We start from the raw sequence: 17,167 nt of genomic DNA on the forward strand, positions 1-17,167 counted from the left end.
TACGGCGGTGTACCGCCCGTATGCCAGACTCCGCCGATGACCTCCGAAACGATCGCCGCGGACGCCGCGGGCACCTGGAAACTCGGCGACCTCACCGTCAACCGCATCGGCTTCGGCACGATGCGGTTGACGGGCAGCGCCGCCTTCCACCACGGGACGCCCAGCGACCGGGAACGCTCGATCGCCGTTCTGCGCAAGGCGGTCGAGCTCGGTGTGAACCACATCGACACGGCCGCCTTCTACTTCTCCGCCCTGCGCTCCGCCAACGAACTCGTCAACAGCGCGCTGTCGCCGTACGCCGACGACTTGGTCGTGGTCACCAAGGTCGGTCCGTTCCGCGACTACTCGGGGGAGTGGAGCACCTCGGCCCCCCGCCCCGACGAACTGCGCGGCCACGTCGAGGAGAACCTGCGCCAGCTCGGCCGCGACCACCTCGACGTCGTCAACCTCCGCCGCACCGGGCAGGATTCGATCGCCGAGCACTTCGGTGCCCTCGCCGACCTGCGCGCGGAGGGCCTGATCCGACACCTCGGCATCTCCGGCATCGAGCCCCGGCACCTGGTCGAGGCGCAGGCCGTCGCGCCGGTGGTGTGCGTGCAGAACCGGTTCGGACTCGACTCCCACGACCCCGCCACCGACGAGGTCCTGCGGCTGTGCGGCGAACAGGGCATCGCCTTCGTGCCGTTCTTCGCCGTCGCGGGCGACGCCGGTCCCATGGGCGCGACCACCCACCACGAGGACGCGGTGCTCGCCGTCGCCCGGGCCCACGACGCGACCCCCGCCCAGGTCAGAATCGCCTGGACCCTGCACCAAGGCCCGCACGTGCTGGCCATCCCGGGCACCGGCAACCCGGACCACCTCGCCGAGAACGTGGCCGCGGGCGCGATCCGCCTCACCGACGAAGAGCTGGCCACGCTCAACGCGCTGCACCAGAAGGCCGGTTGACCGGCTCAGGCAACCCACACGCCGTCGCGCATCAGATGCCGCCCGCGCAACTCGTGCTCCCCGTGCCAGGCCTGCACGGCGTACGGCAGGATGCGGAAGAACGCGTACGACGCGCTGTCCGCGCGCGGATCCCAGCCCGTCTTCGCCGCGAACGCGTCGGCGGCCGAGCCCGGCACGTCCCGCCCCTCGAACGTCCGCACCTTCCCGTCGAGAAGGACGACATCCTGGGTGTCGCCGAACGCCAGCCGGGCCCGGCCGCCGTCGCGGAGATTGCGCCCGGTGGGATTGGTGAGCCGTGTCGACACCCAGACGGCCTCGCCGTCCCAGACGAACCACAGCGCGACCAGACACGGCAGCCCGTCGGAGCCCGCCGACGCCACCCACACGTCCAACTCCCGTTCCAGACGGGCCAGTACGTCACGCTTGCGCTGCTCGGTGGTGCGGGGCGGCTCGGTGATCTTCATGCCGGGGACGCTACCCGCCCGCACCTCTCGCCGCCTCGGGCCTAAGACCTAGGCCCGCTTTCCGGATCTCGTCGGGTGACCGTCCGCCCGGTGCCGCCCGCCGGTGGCAGAGTGTGGAGGCCCGCATCCGATCGACGGAAAGAGAACCTTCGGCATGGCCGTCATCCACCGCACCACCCTCAAGCCGACCAAGCTCGAACTGCTCACCGCCTGGCTGCCCACCCGCCCCTGGTACTCCGGCGGTCCCGGCGAACCGGAGCTGACCAAGGCCGGCGGATTCCGCCTCGACGATCCGGAGGGCGAGGTCGGCATCGAGTTCATGGTGGTCACCGACACGTCCGGCGCCCACCCGGCCACCTACCTGGTGCCGCTCACCTATCGCGGCGCCCCGCTCGACGGGGCGGAGGACGCCCTCGTGGGCACCATGGAGCACGGGGTGCTGGGGGAGCGGTGGGCCTACGACGGCTGCCACGACCCGGTGCTGGTCGCCGAGTTGCTCGCCCTGATCGAGGGCCGCGCGCAGGCCCAGGCCCAGAGCATCAACGACACGCCCGACCCGGACGTCATCCGCTCCTCCGCGGGCGCGGTCCCCGCCCCTGCGGCCGCGCTCACCGTCACCGACACCGAGGAGGGCACCGAACTGTCCCTGTCGGAGGGCGCGACGCTCCGCCTGCACCGGGTCCTGCGCCCCGCCCCGGACGACGCGCCCCTCCCGCCGCAGGGCGCGACCGGACACGTCGCCGCCCCGTGGACCACGCCGGACGGGGCACGCGCACAGGGACTGTTCGCCGTCCTGCACCCGTAGAGCGGTTCGGTCAGGAGCGGTTCAGCCCAACTGCTCGTGCAGGAACGGCACGGTGCTCCGCCAGGCGTGGTCCGCCGACTCGGCGTGGTAGACCGGGCGGCCGTCGTTGAAGAAGGCGTGGTCGGCCGGGTAGCGGCGGAAGTCGGGGGTCACCCCCGACTGCTGCCGGATGGCCTCGGCCAGCCGGTCGACGGTCTGGGCCGGGATGCTCTGGTCGAGTTCGCCGAAGTGCCCGAGCACCTTCGCCTTGAGCCCCGTGAAGTCGGGCAGCTCGCCCTGGATCACGCCGTAGAACGGCACGGCGGCGCTCACCCGAGGATCGGCCGCGGCCAGGTACAGCACGAAGCCGCCGCCCATGCAGAAGCCGACCGCGCCGACCGTGTCGGAGGTGACCTCGGGCAGCGACAGCAGATGGTCGACGGCGCCGGACAGCAGCTCGACACCGCGCGACACCGGGAGGGCCTGCATCATCCGCAGGGCCTCCTGGCTCTCGTGGGCCACGTTGCCGCCGTAGAGATCGGGGGCGAGGGCCACGAAACCCTCCCGCGCGAGCCGGTCGGCTATGTCGGCGATGTGGTCGGTCAGACCCCACCACTCCTGGATGACGATGACGCCGGGTCCGCGCCCGGACGGCGGCAGTGCCAGATAGCCGTGCGCGGTGGTCCCGCCACTGGGGAACGTGACGTTCTGACGGGCCGGGGCACCGGTCGACTTCGGCAGTTCGGTCATGGCACTCGACTCCTGTGCGGCAGTACGTGGTGGGGGCGGCAGCCCCCGACGTGATCTCCAGCCTGTCACGCACCGACCGGGCCGCATCGACGCCCCCTCCCTACTGACTGGCGCAGAAGAAGTTTTACGTATAACCTCTCGCGTCAATCACCCCGCCCGAAAGGCCCCGATGAGACGCATCGCCCTGGTCACCCTCGTCGTCGACGACTACGACGAGGCGCTCCGCTTCTACACCGAGGCGCTCGGCTTCCGGCTCGTCGAGGACACCCCGCGCCCCGACGGCTCCCGCTGGGTCGTCGTACGGCCGGGTGCTCATCAGGACGGCACCGATCTGCTGCTGGCCCGCGCCAAGGACGAGGGCCAGCGCGGCCGCGTCGGCGACCAGACCGGCGGGCGCGTCGGCTTCTTCCTGCACACCGACGACTTCGCCCGCGACCACGCCCGCATGGTCGCCGCCGGCGTGACCTTCCTGGAGGCCCCGCGCCACGAGCCGTACGGCTCGGTCGCCGTCTTCCAGGACCTGTACGGAAACCGCTGGGACCTGCTCCAGCCCACCATCACCGCCTGAGCCCGAGAAAGACACACCGCACATGACCGCGCCCCGCATCGACACCGACACCCTCCGCCGGCTGCCCAAGGCCGTGCTGCACGACCACCTCGACGGCGGCCTGCGCGCCGCCACCGTGGTGGAGCTCGCGGACGCGGTCGGTCACACCCTGCCGACCACCGACCCGGACGCCCTGGCCGCCTGGTACTTCGAGGCCGCCAACTCCGGTGACCTGGTCCGCTACATAGCCACCTTCGAGCACACCCTGGCTGTCATGCAGTCCCGCGAGGGTCTGCTGCGCACCGCCGAGGAGTACGTCCTCGACCTCGCCGCGGACGGCGTCGTCTACGGCGAGGTGCGTTACGCCCCCGAGCTGCTGGTCAACGGCGGGCTGGCGCTGCCCGAGGTCGTCGAGACCGTTCAGGAGGGCATCGCGGCAGGCATGGCGAAGGCGGCGGCCGCGGGCACCCCGGTGCGGGTCGGCACCCTGCTGTGCGGCATGCGGATGTTCGACCGCGTCCGGGAGGCCGCCGACCTGGCCGTCGCCTTCCGCGACGCGGGCGTCGTCGGGTTCGACATCGCCGGCGCCGAGGACGGCTTCCCGCCCGCCGACCACCTGGCCGCCTTCGAGCACCTGCGCCGGGAGAGCGTCCCGTTCACCATCCACGCCGGTGAGGCGCACGGTCTGCCCAGCATCCACCAGGCGCTGCAGGTGTGCGGCGCCCAGCGCATCGGCCACGGCGTCCGCATCACCGACGACATCGTGGACGGCAAGCTCGGCCGTCTCGCGGGCTGGGTGCGCGATCGCCGTATCGCCCTGGAGATGTGCCCGACGTCGAACCTCCAGACCGGCGCGGCCACCTCGGTCGCCGAGCACCCGATCACCGAGCTGAAGGACCTCGGCTTCCGGGTCACCCTCAACACCGACAACCGTCTGGTGTCGGGCACGACCATGACCCGAGAGATGTCCCTGCTGGTCCAGGAGGCCGGCTGGACGGCCGAGGACCTGCGCACGGTCACGGTGAACGCCCTCAAGAGCGCGTTCATCCCGTTCGACGAGCGCGAGGCCCTCATCGAGGACGTCGTCCTGCCGGGCTACGCGGCCGCGCTCTGAAGCAGCCCGCGGACATAGGCGGCCTGTCCGACGTGCTCGAGATCGTCGGACAGGACGCTGACCAGCCGTACGCCCAGGGTGACCGGCGGATCCCAGCGCTCGTCCACGATGCGCTCGAAGTCCTTGGCGGCCAGCCCGCGCACGTACCCGAGGGTCTGCTCGTGGACGGCGTCGTAGTACCCGGTCAGCAGGTCGGCGGAGTCGACCCGCACCTTGGCGACCTTCGCCGAACTGTGGCCGTAGCCGGTGTCCAGGCGCGGCAGGTCGAGTCCGAAGCGCTTCTCCCAGCCCTGTGACAACCAGACCTGGTCGAGCCCGGAGGCGTCGGCCACATGGTCGTCCTGGACCCGGGTGAGGTGCCAGACCAGCCAGGCGACGGAGTTGGCGTCGGCGCCGGGGCGGGCGTGGAGGTCGTCGGGCCCGAGGCCCTCCACGGCGGCATGGACTTCTTCCTGGATGCGGCTGTACGCGTCGATGAGGATGTCCTTGGCATGCATACGCTCCACCATCGCGCATCCGCGTCCGTCACGCGCCCTCTGTCTCCAGAAGCGTCATCAGCGCCCGTGCCGCCGGGCTGGCCGCCTGCGGGGGCGGCAGCAGCGCGACCGTCTCGTACACCGCCTCGCCGGTGCCCTTGAGCGGGAGGGCGGTGAGGGTCCCCCGCTTGTGCCGGAAGTGCCGCGGTACGACGGCGATGCCGAGGTTCTCGTCCACCAGGTCGAGGAGGCTGTGCACGTCGTTCACCTCCAGCGCGACCGTCCGCCTGACGCCCGCCGCGGCGAACGCGGCGTCGGTGATCCGGCGCGGTCCCCAGTCCGGGTGGAAGTCGACGAAGATCTCGCCGCCGAGCTCCTCCGGCGTGACCGCCGCGCCGGCGGTCGCGAGCCGGTGGCTGGGATGGCACAGCACGGTCATCGGCTCGCTGGTCAGCGGTACGGAACGCAGCTGGTCGGAGTCCGCGTGCGTACGGACCGCGAAAGCGAGGTCGAGGCGGCCGGCCGCGACCTCCTCGGCGAGCGCCCCCGCCCCCGCCTGCCGCAGCCGGATCTCCACGTCCGGATGCAGCCGCCGGAACGCGGCCAGCAGCCGCGCCACGTGCACGCCCGCGATGCACTGCTCGGTGCCCAGCGCCAGGGTGCCACGCAGAACGCCCTGTACGGCCGCGACGGCCTCGTGTGCCGACCGCACCTGCGCCAGGATCCGCTCGGCCTCGCCGAGCAGCGCCCGCCCGGCCTCGGTGAGCGTCACCCGCCGGGTCGTGCGGACGAACAGCGGGGTCTGCAGCTCCCGCTCCAGTGCGCGGATGGAGGCGGACAGACCGGACTGCGACACCAGCAGCCGTTCGGCGGCCCGGGTGAAATGCTGGTCCTCGGCGACCGCCACGAAGTGCTGAAGATGGCGTAGTTCCATGATTGAGAAGCTTATCCGCTGAATTCCATCGGATTCTTCTGTTGGACCACTGACCCCAGGTCGCGAAAGAGTGGGCAGCGGTTCTCAGGGAACCTGGTTCCACCGTGCCCAACCCCTCTGGAGTCGCGTTGTACACCGCACACCCCGACCGCTACGCCGACATGCCCTACCGGCGGACCGGCCGCAGCGGACTGAAGCTTCCCGCGCTGTCGCTCGGCCTGTGGCACAACTTCGGCCCGGCGGACCGCACGGTCGAGACGCAGCGGGCCATCCTGCGCCGCGCCTTCGACCTCGGCGTCACCCACTTCGACCTGGCCAACAACTACGGCCCGCCCCCCGGCGCCGCCGAGTCCGCGTTCGGCGAGGCACTGAAGGACGACTTCGCCGCGTACCGCGACGAGCTGGTCATCTCCACCAAGGCCGGCTACCTGATGTGGCCCGGTCCGTACGGTGAATGGGGTTCGCGCAAGTACGTGCTGTCCTCGCTCGACCAGAGCCTGAAGCGGATGGGCCTGGACTACGTCGACATCTTCTACTCGCACCGCCCGGACCCGGAGACTCCCATGGAGGAGACGATGGGCGCCCTGCACTCGGCGGTCCAGCAGGGCAAGGCGCTCTACGTCGGCATCTCCAACTACTCCGCGGAGCAGACCCGCGAGGCCGCCCGCATCCTGGGCGAGCTGGGCACCCCGCTGCTGATCCACCAGCCGCGCTACTCGATGCTCGACCGTCGTCCCGAGGACGAGGGCCTCCTGGACGCGCTGGACGAGCTCCAGGTCGGCTCCATCGTGTTCTCCCCGCTCGAGCAGGGCCTGCTGACCGGCCGCTACCTCGACGGCATCCCCGAGGACTCGCGGGCGGCGAGCGACAGCCCGTTCCTGAACTCGGACGCGGTCACCGAGGACCTGGTGGGGCGGCTGCGCGCCCTCGACGACATCGCCAAGTCCCGCGGTCAGAGCCTCGCCCAGCTGGCGCTGGCCTGGGTGCTGCGCGGCGGCCGGGTGACCTCCGCCCTGGTCGGCGCGAGCAGCCCGCAGCAGCTGGAGGACAGCGTCGGCGCCCTCGCGAACCTGGACTTCGACGCGGACGAACTGGCCCGGATCGACGCGGTGATCAAGCCGTAATCCGCTCCTCGAGCCGCACGGTCACGGTGTCGCCCTCCTCCTTCCCGATCGCCTTGCGCACCTCGGCCTTCACGGGCAGCTTGTGCGTGCCGTCGCCCAGGGCCATGAAGGAGCTGCGGAAGGGGTGCCCGTCGATCGTGCCCCGCACCTTGACCAGCCCTCGGGTACCGAAGAAGGCGACGGAGTCGGGCCAGATCAGGTAGGTCCAGCCGCCCTCCTGCGGACTCCTGCGCAGGACGGCGGTGAATTCCGTGTCCAGTTTTCCGGTCGTACCCATGACGTTCTCCGCTCCTGGTGGTCTTCTCCTCAAGAGACCGCCGGGAGCGGAGAAACTCATCGCGGACCGGTCCCTCACGCCCCGGCGGGCACCCGGTCGAGGAAGCCGAGCACGGCCTTGATCCGGCCGTCCGCGTCCAGGACGATCACGTCGGAGCCGGCCACGGGCGCCGAGCCGTCCGTCTCGCTCACCAGTTCCCAGGAGAAGCGCGCCGTGTCGTGATGCCCGTCCACCGCGCCGGCGAGCCGGAAGGCGAAGCCCGGGAACTGCTCGTGGGTCCCGGCGATGACAGCGGCGATCTGTTCATGACCGCCCGCCTCGCTGAACGGGTCGGTGTAGCCGCCGTCCGCGGTCCAGGCGGCGGCGACCGCTTTGGCCCGCGCCTCGGTCTCCCGGGCGTTCCAGGCCTCGAAGTAGCGGGTGACGGCATTCTCGTAGCGGTCTGAGTTCATACCGGAACCCTGCCCGGATCGCGCCCGGAGGTCGATTACCCCTCAGGTAATGACGGCGTCACCATGTACTCGTCATTTTTCGGCCAGGAAGAGCCGTGAATATGCCAGGAGACTGGCCAAAAAGTCGTGGTGACAGTGTTTCAGTAGTGAACATACTCGACTGTTAGGGCTTCACATCCAGCGAAGCACCCGTCACACACAGCACATGAGCCGCATGGAAAGCGAGGCCCGGCCGACAGGCTAGCGAAGTAGCGGGGGAGTGGATCGTGCACGACGAATTCCTGTGCCATGTCACGGGGTACGGCACTTGCGGCGGGCGGCGCATCGGCGTGCCGCTCGGGACCTACCGGGCTCCCACCCTCGCCCTCGCCCTGTGGTGGCTGCGCGACCGTGCCGCCTGGATCGCCGACCGCCTCGATCCCCAGCCGGAGTCCGAGCACTTACCGGCGGGCGCGCTCGTCCCGGTGGCGGACACGGTGCTCGACGTGCCCGCCGTGCTCCGGTCCTGGTCCGGGGACCCGGACCAACAGGCGCTGGTCGCCGACGAGTTGGCCGCGGGGCGGCTGGTGAGGATCGCCGCCAGCGACGACACCACCGAGTACGAACTGCTGGCGGAGTCCGTGGACGCCCTGCGCATGCAGCGGACCGCCTCGACCCTGTTCACGCCCGTGGCCTGACCGGCGACGCCGGGCGCAGACCGGTACTAATCGGTAGAATTCCGGTATGGCGCAACGGCCGGTGGCACCGACGGCGCCCGAACTCGTGGTGGAGACCGAGACCGGCTCCACGGTGATGAGTCCGGGCCACGACTACCACGTCGGTCGCGATCCCCTGTGCGACATCGTCATCGACGACGCCCGGGTCTCCTGGCACCACGCGGTACTGCGTCCCGAGGCCGACCACTGGACCCTCGAGGACGAGAACAGCACGAACGGCACCTACGCCGACGGCCGCCGCGTCCACGAGTGGGATGTCGGCCCCGGCAGCGTCATCCGCTTCGGCAGCCCCGCCGACGGCCCGAGCGCCGTCCTGGCCGGCCTGCCGCCCCCGGCACCGGAGCGCCCGTCCGCGGTCTCGAAGCCCGCGCTGACCGGCACCTTCCGGCAGCCGACCAGCGTACGGCCGCTGCCCACCCGCACCGTGCGCATCGGCCGCGCCGAGGACAACGACCTGGTCATCGACGACCTGGTCGTCTCCCGCCGGCACGCCGAGCTGCGCGCCCTGCCGAACGAGACGTACGAGATCGTCGACCTGGGCAGCCACAACGGTACGTTCCTCAACGGCCTGTCCATCACCCGCGCCCTCGTCCGACCCGGCGACATCGTCGGCATCGGCCACTCGGCGTTCAGCCTGGTCGGCGACCAGCTGCAGGAGTACGTCGACACCGGCGAGGTCTCCCTCGACGTGCAGGACCTCACCGTCGCCGTCGACCGCGGCCGGAAGACCCTGCTCGACCACGTGTCGTTCCCGGTCGGGGAGAAGTGCCTGCTCGCGGTCGTCGGCCCGAGCGGAGCGGGCAAGTCCACGCTCCTCAACGCCCTGACCGGCCAGCGCCCCGCCGACCACGGCACCGTCCTCTACGACGGCCGCGACCTCTACCGCGACTACGCCGAGCTGCGCCAGCGCATCGGCCTCGTCCCGCAGGACGACATCCTGCACGCCCAGCTGACCGTCCGCAGCGCCCTGTCCTACGCCGCCGAACTGCGCTTCCCGCAGGACACCGCCAAGGCCGAGCGCCGGGCCAGGGTCGACGAGGTCATCCGGGAGCTCGGGCTTCAGGAGCGGGCGGGCCAGCCCGTGCACAGCCTCTCGGGCGGCCAGCGCAAGCGGGTCAGCGTGGCCCTGGAACTGCTGACCAAGCCGTCCCTCCTCTTCCTCGACGAGCCGACCTCGGGCCTGGACCCCGGTATGGACCGCTCGGTGATGCACATGCTGCGCGGCCTCGCCGACGACGGCCGCACCGTCATCGTCGTCACCCACAGCGTCCTCAGCCTCGACGTCTGCGACCGCCTCCTCGTGCTCGCGCCCGGCGGGAAGATCGCCTACTACGGCCCGCCCGAGGACGCCCTCCTCTTCTTCGGCTTCGCCGAATGGCCGGAGGCCTTCGAGGCCTTCGAACGGGACCGCGAGCGCGACTGGGCGGAGGAGTTCCGCACCTCGCTGTCCCAGCGCCAGTACGTCCTGGACGCCACCGCACAGCCCCGGCGGCCTCGCGAGGGCCCCGTCCTCATCACACCCCCGGCCAGGCCCCGCAGCCGAGGCGCCCAGCTCGGCACCCTGGTGCGCCGGTACGCGGCCGCCCTCAGCGCCGACCGCACCTTCCTCGCCATCATGATCGCGCTGCCGTTCGTGATGGGCGCCATGGGCCGGGCCCTGGCCGGCAGCAAGCTGACCCAGGAAACGGCGATGAACGCCCTGCTGATCCTGTGCGTCGGCGGAGTCCTCACCGGCGCGGCCAACGCCGTACGCGAACTCGTCAAGGAACGCGTGATCTACCAGCGCGAACGGGCGGTCGGTCTGTCCAGATCGGCGTACCTGATGTCCAAGGTCGTCGTCCTCGGCACGATCACCGTGCTGCAGGCCGTGGTACTGACCCTGGTCGCCCTGCTCGGCGTCGACCTCAACGCACCCGGCGGCCAAGGCGTGTTGATGCCGCCCCTTGCCGAAATCACCGTCGCCGTCGCCCTGCTGGCGTTCACCGCGATGATGCTCGGCCTGCTGGTCTCCGCCATGGTGCGCAAGGAAGAGGTGACGATGCCGCTGCTCGTGCTGCTCGCCATCGTCCAAGTGGTCTTCTGCGGCGCCCTGTTGAAGCTCGACGGTGTACCCGGCCTGGAACAGCTGGCGTGGCTGGTGCCCTCGCGGTGGGCGCTCGGCGCGATGGCCGGCACCGTCGGTCTGGCCCGGATCGTGCCCGGCGAGCTCACCGGCGATCCGCTCTTCGAGCACTCGGCCGGGGTGTGGCTCCTGAACGTGGCCATGCTGATCGTGCTCTCGGCGGTCTTCGGGTACGTCGTCTCCCGGCTGCTGCGCCGGCACGAACCCGCCGTGATGCGGAAGTAGGGGCCGCGATGACGACCGTCGGCTTCCGGCCCACCCACGTCGTCCCCCAGAACGGGATGCCCGCCTGGGAGGCCCCCGACCCCGCCCGCCCCACCGTGCCCCTCGACGCGCTGCTGCCGGTCCAGCTCGTCGAGCGACGCGGCGACTGGGGTCACGTCCTGTGCGCCAACGGCTGGTCCGCCTGGGTCGACGGCCGCCACCTGGTCGCCGTACCCCAGGACCCACCGCTCGCCGACGGCCCCCTCACCGGCACCGCCGACCCCCGCCCCCTGCTCACCCGCGCCGAACAGACACTGGCCCGCTACCGGGCCGCGGTCGAGGAACTGGCGGCCGGCGGCCTGGCGGGCGAGGCCTTCCGCATGCGGACGCGGGGACTGCGGCTCGGTGTCGTCGTGGACGGGGAGTCGATGTGGCTGTACGACGCCGAACAGGGCAGGTGGGCCTACGCGGACGGGGCGCGGCTGAGCACCTACGTCACGGACGAGGGGCCCCGCGCCACCGCCGCGGACCCCGGGCACGCCCCGACCCAGGTCGTGACGCCCGATGGCGCGTGAGGCGAGCCTCTTCTCCGGCCGGCCCTCCGAGCTGGTCGGCAAGCAGGTCGCGAGCTACCGCATCGAGCACGAGATCGGCCGCGGCGGCATGGCCGTCGTCTACCGCGCCCGGGACCTGCGCCTGGACCGGACCGTCGCCCTCAAGCTGCTCGCCCCCGAACTCGCCCGCAACGACACCTTCCGCCGCCGTTTCACCCACGAATCCCATGTCGCCGCCGCGATCGACCACCCGAACATCGTGCCGGTCTTCGAGGCGGGCGAGACGGACGGCGTCCTGTACATCGCCATGCGCTACGTCCCCGGCAGCGACCTGCGCCACCTCCTGGACCGCGACGGCCCCCTGCCGCTGGCGACCGCGGTCCGTATCGCCGCCCAGGTCGGGTCCGCGCTGGACGCGGCCCACGAGCACGGCCTGGTCCACCGCGACGTCAAACCCGGCAACATCCTGGTGGCCCGCGGCACCGACACCGACCACCCCGAGCACGTCTATCTCACCGACTTCGGCCTGACGAAGAAGTCCCTGTCCCTGACCGGCTTCACCACGGTCGGCCAGTTCGTCGGCACGCTCGACTACGTCGCCCCCGAGCAGATCTCCGGCCGCCCCGTCGACGGTCGCTGCGACGTCTACGGCTTCGCCTGCGTCGTCTACGAGACCCTCGCGGGCCGCCCGCCCTTCCGCCGCGACGACGACATGGCCCTGCTGTGGGCCCACCAGTACGACGAACCGCCCCCGTTGACCGAGTCCCGCTCCGACCTCGCCCCGTACCTCGACACCGTGTTCGCCAAGGCCCTGGCCAAGAGCCCCGACGACCGCTACGACTCCTGCCTCGCCTTCGTCGCGGCTCTGCGCGGCGCCCCGGCGGCCGGCCACCCGCCGACCGAGGTCGCCAGGGACGTCGTGGAACCGGTACACGACCGGCCGAAACCGCCGCCCCGGTGGGCCGAGCCGGTCTTCCCGCAGAGGTAGGCGCTCAGCCCTGGCCCAGACCGTTCAGCGGTACGCGCCGCGCCAGCACTCTGCGGTGGGAGATGCGCCAGCCGTCGCCGACCCGCACCACGGTGTCCACGTACGTCGCGGACCCGCACGAGCCGTCCGCCATGACACCGAGCCCCTTGGACCGGGCCCGCACCCGTTCGTCGGTCACCTCCTCGATCACCACGTTGGTGATGTGGTGCGCGACGGGATTCCCCGCGCCCTGGGCCAGGGCCGCCCCGGTGAGGGCGGCGAGCCCGGTCAGCCGGCCCTGGCCGAAGTCCGACACGTCGTAGACGACGTCCGGCGTGAAGACCTCGGCCCAGCGGTCCAGTTCCCCGGCGTCGACCAGGTGCCCGTACAGGCTGATCAACTCGGTGACGGCCAGGCGGTCTTCGAGTGCCAGTTCCATGTCCTGCCCTTCTTCGGCTGAACGCACACTCCCACGCCCGGCCTCACCGCTTCCACCCGTTTCCGGCCGCGCCCCGCCGCCGTACCGGCCTGGCCAGCAGCGCGCCCAGGAACCCGGTGACCAGCCCCCACAGCAGGGCCAGGCCGACCGCCGACCACAGCTCGGGCTTCAGGAACAGGTCTCCGCCCAAGTCGCCGCCCAGGTCGCCGATGCCGAGGACGGACAGACCGTAGTGCGCGGAGATGCGGCCGACGAGGCAGATCATGAGCACCGTGAGCGCGAGGGCGACCGCCATGTGCACGGCGTGCTGCCAGGCGCGCATCCGGGCCGGTGAGCGGGCCGCCATGACGAAGGCGGCGGCCAGCAGCAGCACGGCGTTCACGACGAGGAGCCACCACACCCTGCCGTCCTGCTCGGCGAGCGTGCTCAGATTGAGGGTGGCGGTGTCCGAGGAGCGCAGCACCTCGTCGAGGACGCGCGGCATGGGCAGCCCGAAGGGCCCTTCCACCCGTCCGTTCCAGGTGGCGCCGAGGCCGATCGTGAGGGTGAGCCACATCAGGTTGGGCATGCCGAGCAGGATCACCGCGAGCGTCTCAGCCGCCTGGCCCCGCGTCGCCGCGACGACGAGGGCGATGAGGACGCCGAGGACGACGTACGCGAGCAGCAGGGCGACCATGGCGTACGCGGCCGGCCGCACCGAGGCCTGGAACCGCAGCAGCCGGGCCGGCAGCGGCGCCCCGCGCGAGACCGCCAGGGTCACCAATAGCACTCCCGCCAGCCACAGCAGACCGAAGAACAGGGTCGGGATCACGTCCGTGGTGAAACCGACCTCCGGCGACACGCCGAACAGCTCGCCGAGATCGCTCAGCGTGCCCTCCCCGAGGGAGAGCTGGAACGTCTGGCGGGCCGCCAGAGCCAGCCCCAGAAGGGCGAGCAGCCACAGTACGGCGATCCGCGCCGCCCACCCGGCCAGTTCCCCGGCACCCGTGACCGCCCGGTGCCGCAGCGGCCGCAGAAAGCCCGCGCCGAGCACCAGCGCCCCGACGAGCGTGACCGACAGGGGGATCACGGTGAGCCCAGCGTTCGTGTCGGCGAGCCCGCCGGCGTTCCCCGACAGCTCGATCGTGCCGCCGACGGCCGTGACGACGGTCGCCGCCACGACCCGGGGGAACGCGTTGTCCGGAAGGTCCGCCGCACCGGCCGCCCACAGCCCCAGCGCCGCGACCACCGCCATGGCGATCAGCGCGCCCAGGACCGTGGCCACCGCCTGCAGCCAGCCGTGGCGGGCGAGGACTGCCTGGTCGGAGCGGGTTCGGAGACTCACCCTGCCACGCTAAGCAGCGCCCGGGGGACGCGCCTGCCGGGAGGGCCGTCCGCGTCGGCTTGCGGGAGGTACGGGATCGGAGCGCACAATGGGGATGTTGCGGAAACAAGCTGCGAAAACCTGATGAATCCGCTGGAAATCCTCGTCGGGGAGAAGAGCTCGTGAGTGTCGAACCGCCGTCCTCCGGCCGTCCCACAGGACCTCCCTCCGGCCCGCTGTCGGGTCCCTCCCAGCCGCCCTCGGGCCCGCCCTCACAGCCCCCGGGCAGCGGCGGAGCCCACGCGCCGGAACCGGGCCGCCCCTGGTGGCGGTCGGTCCCGCGGGTCGCGATCCTCGCCGCCCTGGTCGTGGCCGCCGTGGTCCTCACCGTCGTCTTCACCCGGTCCGACGGCGGCGGCTCGGCCAAGGGCGGCGAGGTCTTCCTCCAGGCCGCCGGCAAGTCCGGCCCCGACCCCTTCACCGAGTCCACGGCGACGGACAGCTCCGCCCCGCCGCTCTCGGCCTCCCCGACCACCGAGTCGGCCCCCGCGGGCGCGGTGCGCGGCGTCGACGGCGGGGCACCCGGCCTCTACGGCGGCACCCGGAAGGTCGCCAGCTGCGACGTGGAGAAGCAGATCACCGCCCTGAAGGGGGCCCCGGAGAAGAACCGGGCGTTCGCCTCCGTCGCCGGCGTCGACCCGGCCGAGGTCCCGGCCTACCTCCGCTCGCTCACGCCCCTGCAACTGCGCATGGACACCCGCGTCACCAACCACGGCTACCGCGACGGCGCCGCCACCAGCTACCAGGCCGTCCTGCAGTCCGGCACCGCCGTCCTCGTCGACGGCCACGGAGTGCCCCGGGTCCGCTGCGCCTGCGGCAACCCGCTCACCCCGCCCGTCGCCCAGCAGACCACGCTCCGCCGCACCGGCGACTCCTGGCCGTCGTACCAGCCCTCGAACGTGGTCGTGGTCGCCCCCTCGGCGCAGGTCGTCAACACCTTCGTGGTCTACGACCCCGACCGCGGCGACTGGTTCGCCCGGCACCGCGGCGACACCGGGGAGAAGGACAAGAAGGCGGACCCGCCGGCGCGCCACCCCACTCCGTCCGTGAGCGCGTCCACGCCGACGTCCCCGACGACCGGCTCCCCGCCGCCGTGCGTCTCCCTCTCCGCCGGCAGCACGCGGACGCCCACCGGTGATGAGACTCCCTGCCCGTCGACTTCGACTTCGACGTCGACCGCCCCGTCCTCGCCGTCCTCGAGCTCCGAGCCGCCCACTCTCGATCCGGACACGACCGAGCCGCCGCCGCCCGAGTCCTCGCCGCCGCAGCCCCCGCTGACGTCCGACACGACGACATAGCCCACGTCTCTCGGACCGGCTACGACCTCCCCGGCGCTGTGACCCGTCCGGGTTGTTCGACGAGGGCGTAAGCGCCGTCACGGGGACTGGGGGACTGCGGAGCGCGGCTCGGGGTACGAGCACTGGTGCAGCAGCGTCCGGCCAGTCCGGCTTCCGAGAGAGAAACGCATGATCGAGCATCTGGACGGGGCAGTGGTACCGACTGGTTTCGACGTGCCCGTGGAACCGCTACGGCGGGCGGCGCACTACACGGGCGAACCTGGTTGCATAGCCGAGGCGAGGTCCTTCGCCGCGGGCTTCCTCGAGCAGCTCAGGACCGAGTGGTGCGCCGAGGTCGAGAGCCGGGCCGAGGACGCGGTGCTCCTCGTGGTGAGCGAACTGGTCACCAACGCCGACCGGCACAGCAACGGGCCGTACATCCTGGAGCTGGAAGGCACGGACGTGGCGGTGGCGGTGATCGTCTACGACAGCAGCGCCGCGCTGCCCCGGCGTTTCCCCAAGGATCCCGAACGCGTCGGCCGGCACGGCCTGGAGATAGTCCACGTGCTCGCGACCGACCTCGCCGTCGAACGGGTGCCGGTCGGCAAACGCGTACGCGCCGTCGTGGACCTGGGTACCGAGTGACGCACTGAGTCTGAGCCGCCCGTCGCGGGTGCCGCTCCACTCCTGATTCCTGCCTGTGGGGCGGCACCCGCTGCGCGGTGTGTTCGGGTCAGGCGCAGCCCAGCTCCCCCAGCATGCCCTGGCGCAGCCGCATGATGATCCGCTTGATCAGCCGCGACACATGCATCTGCGAGCAGCCGAGGCGTTCGCCGATCTCCGCCTGGGTGGCCTCCTCCACAAACCGCATGTGGATGATCTGACGGTCGCGTTCGCTCAGTTCCGCCATGAGCGGAGCCAGCGACTGGAAGTCCTCCACGAGCCGCAGTCCGTCCTCCTCCACGCCGATGAAGTCGGCGAGGACCGACTCGCCGCCCTCGGGGCCGTCGCCCGTCAGCGCGGCGTCCAAGGAGGAGGAGTTGTAGCCGTTGGAGGCGATCTGCGCCTCGACGACCTCGCTCTCGGGGATGTTCATCAAGGTGGCGAGCTCGGCGACGGTCGGGTCGCGGTCCAGGCGGCTGGCGAGTTCCTCGCGGGCCTTGGCCAGCTCCACGCGCAGCTCCTGGAGGCGGCGCGGCACGTGCACCGCCCAGGTGGTGTCACGGAAGAACCGCTTGATCTCACCCACGATGTAGGGCAGCGCGAACGACGTGAACTCGACCTCACGCGCCAGTTCGAAGCGGTCGATGGCCTTGATCAGACCGATCATCCCGGTCTGGACGATGTCCTCCATGTCGTCCCCGCGGCCGCGGAACCGGCCGGCCGCGAAGCGCACGAGGGACATGTTCATCTCAATGAGGGTGTTGCGTGCGTACTGGTATTCGTGCGTGCCTTCCTCGAGTTCGGTCAGGCGCTGGAAGAACTGGCGGGACAGCTCTCGCGCGTCGCGCGGAGCAACGGTCCGCGGATTCTCGACTCCCGGCAGCGGTCCGTCGCCCGTCGTCCTGGTCCCGGCGGTCTCCTCGACGACCTGTGCCTCCGACCGGATCACGGCGGTGTCCATTACCTCTCCCACGAAAGTCACGGCTCGACGTCTG

General features: G+C 71.5%; 20 protein-coding genes. 11 read left to right on the forward strand and 9 right to left on the reverse strand.

Annotated features, from left to right (window positions below; all coding sequences use genetic code 11):
* Window positions 1-36: 36 nt before the first annotated feature.
* Window positions 37-945, forward strand: a complete 909-nt coding sequence (locus OG252_RS47260; protein WP_266445763.1) for an aldo/keto reductase — start codon at window positions 37-39, stop codon at window positions 943-945.
* A gap of 5 nt (window positions 946-950) precedes the next feature.
* Here the strand turns inward: OG252_RS47260 and OG252_RS47265 are convergent, their stop codons facing one another.
* Window positions 951-1,409, reverse strand: a complete 459-nt coding sequence (locus OG252_RS47265; RefSeq protein ID WP_329344249.1) for a pyridoxamine 5'-phosphate oxidase family protein — start codon at window positions 1,407-1,409, stop codon at window positions 951-953.
* Between the two features lie 154 nt (window positions 1,410-1,563).
* Between OG252_RS47265 and OG252_RS47270 the strand changes: the two genes are divergently transcribed.
* Window positions 1,564-2,214 carry a maltokinase N-terminal cap-like domain-containing protein gene (locus OG252_RS47270; RefSeq protein WP_329344251.1) on the forward strand — a complete coding sequence of 217 codons (651 nt, stop codon included), beginning with the start codon at window positions 1,564-1,566 and terminating at the stop codon, window positions 2,212-2,214.
* Between the two features lie 21 nt (window positions 2,215-2,235).
* On the opposite strand, the gene OG252_RS47275 is transcribed toward OG252_RS47270, so the two are convergent.
* Entirely contained in the window at window positions 2,236-2,943 is a 708-nt protein-coding gene (locus OG252_RS47275) for a dienelactone hydrolase family protein (protein WP_329344253.1), read from the reverse strand.
* A 169-nt stretch (window positions 2,944-3,112) separates the two neighbouring features.
* Here OG252_RS47275 and OG252_RS47280 point away from each other — a divergent pair, with 169 nt between their 5' ends.
* Window positions 3,113-3,511 carry a VOC family protein gene (locus tag OG252_RS47280; protein WP_329344255.1) on the forward strand — a complete coding sequence of 133 codons (399 nt, stop codon included), beginning with the start codon at window positions 3,113-3,115 and terminating at the stop codon, window positions 3,509-3,511.
* Between the two features lie 22 nt (window positions 3,512-3,533).
* Window positions 3,534-4,604, forward strand: a complete 1,071-nt coding sequence (locus OG252_RS47285; protein ID WP_329344257.1) for an adenosine deaminase — start codon at window positions 3,534-3,536, stop codon at window positions 4,602-4,604.
* Here OG252_RS47285 and OG252_RS47290 read toward each other — a convergent pair.
* Together OG252_RS47290 and OG252_RS47295 are read right to left on the reverse strand one after the other, a co-directional pair.
* Complete coding sequence (locus OG252_RS47290) at window positions 4,586-5,101, reverse strand: mycothiol transferase (RefSeq protein ID WP_266445779.1); 516 nt, start codon at window positions 5,099-5,101, stop codon at window positions 4,586-4,588. The genes OG252_RS47285 and OG252_RS47290 overlap by 19 nt on opposite strands.
* Window positions 5,102-5,129: 28 nt before the next feature.
* Window positions 5,130-6,014 carry a LysR substrate-binding domain-containing protein gene (locus OG252_RS47295; RefSeq protein WP_329344259.1) on the reverse strand — a complete coding sequence of 295 codons (885 nt, stop codon included), beginning with the start codon at window positions 6,012-6,014 and terminating at the stop codon, window positions 5,130-5,132.
* A 128-nt stretch (window positions 6,015-6,142) separates the two neighbouring features.
* Between OG252_RS47295 and mgrA the strand changes: the two genes are divergently transcribed.
* Window positions 6,143-7,138, forward strand: a complete 996-nt coding sequence (gene mgrA / locus OG252_RS47300) for an L-glyceraldehyde 3-phosphate reductase (RefSeq protein ID WP_329345388.1) — start codon at window positions 6,143-6,145, stop codon at window positions 7,136-7,138.
* Here mgrA and OG252_RS47305 read toward each other — a convergent pair.
* A complete protein-coding gene (locus tag OG252_RS47305; protein WP_329344261.1) occupies window positions 7,128-7,415 on the reverse strand; it encodes a DUF1905 domain-containing protein in 288 nt (95 codons plus the stop codon). The two genes, mgrA and OG252_RS47305, sit on opposite strands and share 11 nt — an antisense overlap.
* A gap of 74 nt (window positions 7,416-7,489) precedes the next feature.
* Window positions 7,490-7,867, reverse strand: a complete 378-nt coding sequence (locus tag OG252_RS47310) for a nuclear transport factor 2 family protein (protein WP_266445788.1) — start codon at window positions 7,865-7,867, stop codon at window positions 7,490-7,492.
* A 266-nt stretch (window positions 7,868-8,133) separates the two neighbouring features.
* On the opposite strand from OG252_RS47310, the gene OG252_RS47315 reads away from it, so the two are divergent.
* From OG252_RS47315 to OG252_RS47330, 4 genes are read left to right on the forward strand one after another with little or no spacing between them, the layout of a single operon-like run.
* Window positions 8,134-8,544, forward strand: coding sequence for a hypothetical protein (locus OG252_RS47315; RefSeq protein ID WP_266445790.1), 411 nt, complete (start codon window positions 8,134-8,136; stop codon window positions 8,542-8,544).
* A gap of 46 nt (window positions 8,545-8,590) precedes the next feature.
* On the forward strand, window positions 8,591-10,930 hold the full coding sequence (locus OG252_RS47320) for an ABC transporter ATP-binding protein/permease (RefSeq protein WP_329344264.1): 2,340 nt from the start codon (window positions 8,591-8,593) through the stop codon (window positions 10,928-10,930).
* A gap of 8 nt (window positions 10,931-10,938) precedes the next feature.
* Window positions 10,939-11,484, forward strand: coding sequence for a hypothetical protein (locus OG252_RS47325; protein ID WP_329344265.1), 546 nt, complete (start codon window positions 10,939-10,941; stop codon window positions 11,482-11,484).
* Window positions 11,474-12,451: a serine/threonine-protein kinase gene (locus OG252_RS47330; RefSeq protein WP_266445799.1), complete on the forward strand. Its 978-nt coding sequence runs from the start codon at window positions 11,474-11,476 to the stop codon at window positions 12,449-12,451. Before OG252_RS47325 ends, OG252_RS47330 begins: the two co-directional genes overlap by 11 nt.
* 4 nt (window positions 12,452-12,455) lie before the next feature.
* On the opposite strand, the gene OG252_RS47335 is transcribed toward OG252_RS47330, so the two are convergent.
* Window positions 12,456-12,869 (reverse strand): nuclear transport factor 2 family protein, encoded by a 414-nt coding sequence (locus OG252_RS47335; protein WP_329344267.1) that lies wholly within the window; start codon window positions 12,867-12,869, stop codon window positions 12,456-12,458.
* A 43-nt stretch (window positions 12,870-12,912) separates the two neighbouring features.
* Window positions 12,913-14,193: a streptophobe family protein gene (locus OG252_RS47340; RefSeq protein WP_329344269.1), complete on the reverse strand. Its 1,281-nt coding sequence runs from the start codon at window positions 14,191-14,193 to the stop codon at window positions 12,913-12,915.
* A gap of 161 nt (window positions 14,194-14,354) precedes the next feature.
* Here OG252_RS47340 and OG252_RS47345 point away from each other — a divergent pair, with 161 nt between their 5' ends.
* Together OG252_RS47345 and OG252_RS47350 are read left to right on the forward strand one after the other, a co-directional pair.
* Window positions 14,355-15,530 (forward strand): DUF6777 domain-containing protein, encoded by a 1,176-nt coding sequence (locus OG252_RS47345; RefSeq protein WP_329344271.1) that lies wholly within the window; start codon window positions 14,355-14,357, stop codon window positions 15,528-15,530.
* 168 nt (window positions 15,531-15,698) lie between these two features.
* Window positions 15,699-16,154, forward strand: a complete 456-nt coding sequence (locus tag OG252_RS47350) for an ATP-binding protein (RefSeq protein WP_266445809.1) — start codon at window positions 15,699-15,701, stop codon at window positions 16,152-16,154.
* 88 nt (window positions 16,155-16,242) lie between these two features.
* Here the strand turns inward: OG252_RS47350 and OG252_RS47355 are convergent, their stop codons facing one another.
* On the reverse strand, window positions 16,243-17,133 hold the full coding sequence (locus OG252_RS47355; RefSeq protein WP_329344274.1) for an RNA polymerase sigma factor SigF: 891 nt from the start codon (window positions 17,131-17,133) through the stop codon (window positions 16,243-16,245).
* Between the last annotated feature and the right edge of the window lie 34 nt (window positions 17,134-17,167).

The organism is Streptomyces sp. NBC_01352, assembly GCF_036237295.1.
Lineage (GTDB): Bacteria > Actinomycetota > Actinomycetes > Streptomycetales > Streptomycetaceae > Streptomyces > Streptomyces plumbiresistens.

Coding starts and splice junctions, on each gene's coding strand:
- OG252_RS47320 (WP_329344264.1), top strand. CDS start 8,591: ATGGCGCAACGGCCGGTGGCACCGACGGCGCCCGAACTCGTGGTGGAG.
- OG252_RS47325 (WP_329344265.1), top strand. CDS start 10,939: ATGACGACCGTCGGCTTCCGGCCCACCCACGTCGTCCCCCAGAACGGG.
- OG252_RS47305 (WP_329344261.1), bottom strand. CDS start 7,415: ATGGGTACGACCGGAAAACTGGACACGGAATTCACCGCCGTCCTGCGC.
- OG252_RS47330 (WP_266445799.1), top strand. CDS start 11,474: ATGGCGCGTGAGGCGAGCCTCTTCTCCGGCCGGCCCTCCGAGCTGGTC.
- OG252_RS47335 (WP_329344267.1), bottom strand. CDS start 12,869: ATGGAACTGGCACTCGAAGACCGCCTGGCCGTCACCGAGTTGATCAGC.
- OG252_RS47285 (WP_329344257.1), top strand. CDS start 3,534: ATGACCGCGCCCCGCATCGACACCGACACCCTCCGCCGGCTGCCCAAG.
- OG252_RS47280 (WP_329344255.1), top strand. CDS start 3,113: ATGAGACGCATCGCCCTGGTCACCCTCGTCGTCGACGACTACGACGAG.
- OG252_RS47275 (WP_329344253.1), bottom strand. CDS start 2,943: ATGACCGAACTGCCGAAGTCGACCGGTGCCCCGGCCCGTCAGAACGTC.
- OG252_RS47310 (WP_266445788.1), bottom strand. CDS start 7,867: ATGAACTCAGACCGCTACGAGAATGCCGTCACCCGCTACTTCGAGGCC.
- OG252_RS47295 (WP_329344259.1), bottom strand. CDS start 6,014: ATGGAACTACGCCATCTTCAGCACTTCGTGGCGGTCGCCGAGGACCAG.
- OG252_RS47350 (WP_266445809.1), top strand. CDS start 15,699: ATGATCGAGCATCTGGACGGGGCAGTGGTACCGACTGGTTTCGACGTG.
- OG252_RS47355 (WP_329344274.1), bottom strand. CDS start 17,133: ATGGACACCGCCGTGATCCGGTCGGAGGCACAGGTCGTCGAGGAGACC.
- OG252_RS47265 (WP_329344249.1), bottom strand. CDS start 1,409: ATGAAGATCACCGAGCCGCCCCGCACCACCGAGCAGCGCAAGCGTGAC.
- OG252_RS47260 (WP_266445763.1), top strand. CDS start 37: ATGACCTCCGAAACGATCGCCGCGGACGCCGCGGGCACCTGGAAACTC.
- OG252_RS47290 (WP_266445779.1), bottom strand. CDS start 5,101: ATGCATGCCAAGGACATCCTCATCGACGCGTACAGCCGCATCCAGGAA.
- OG252_RS47270 (WP_329344251.1), top strand. CDS start 1,564: ATGGCCGTCATCCACCGCACCACCCTCAAGCCGACCAAGCTCGAACTG.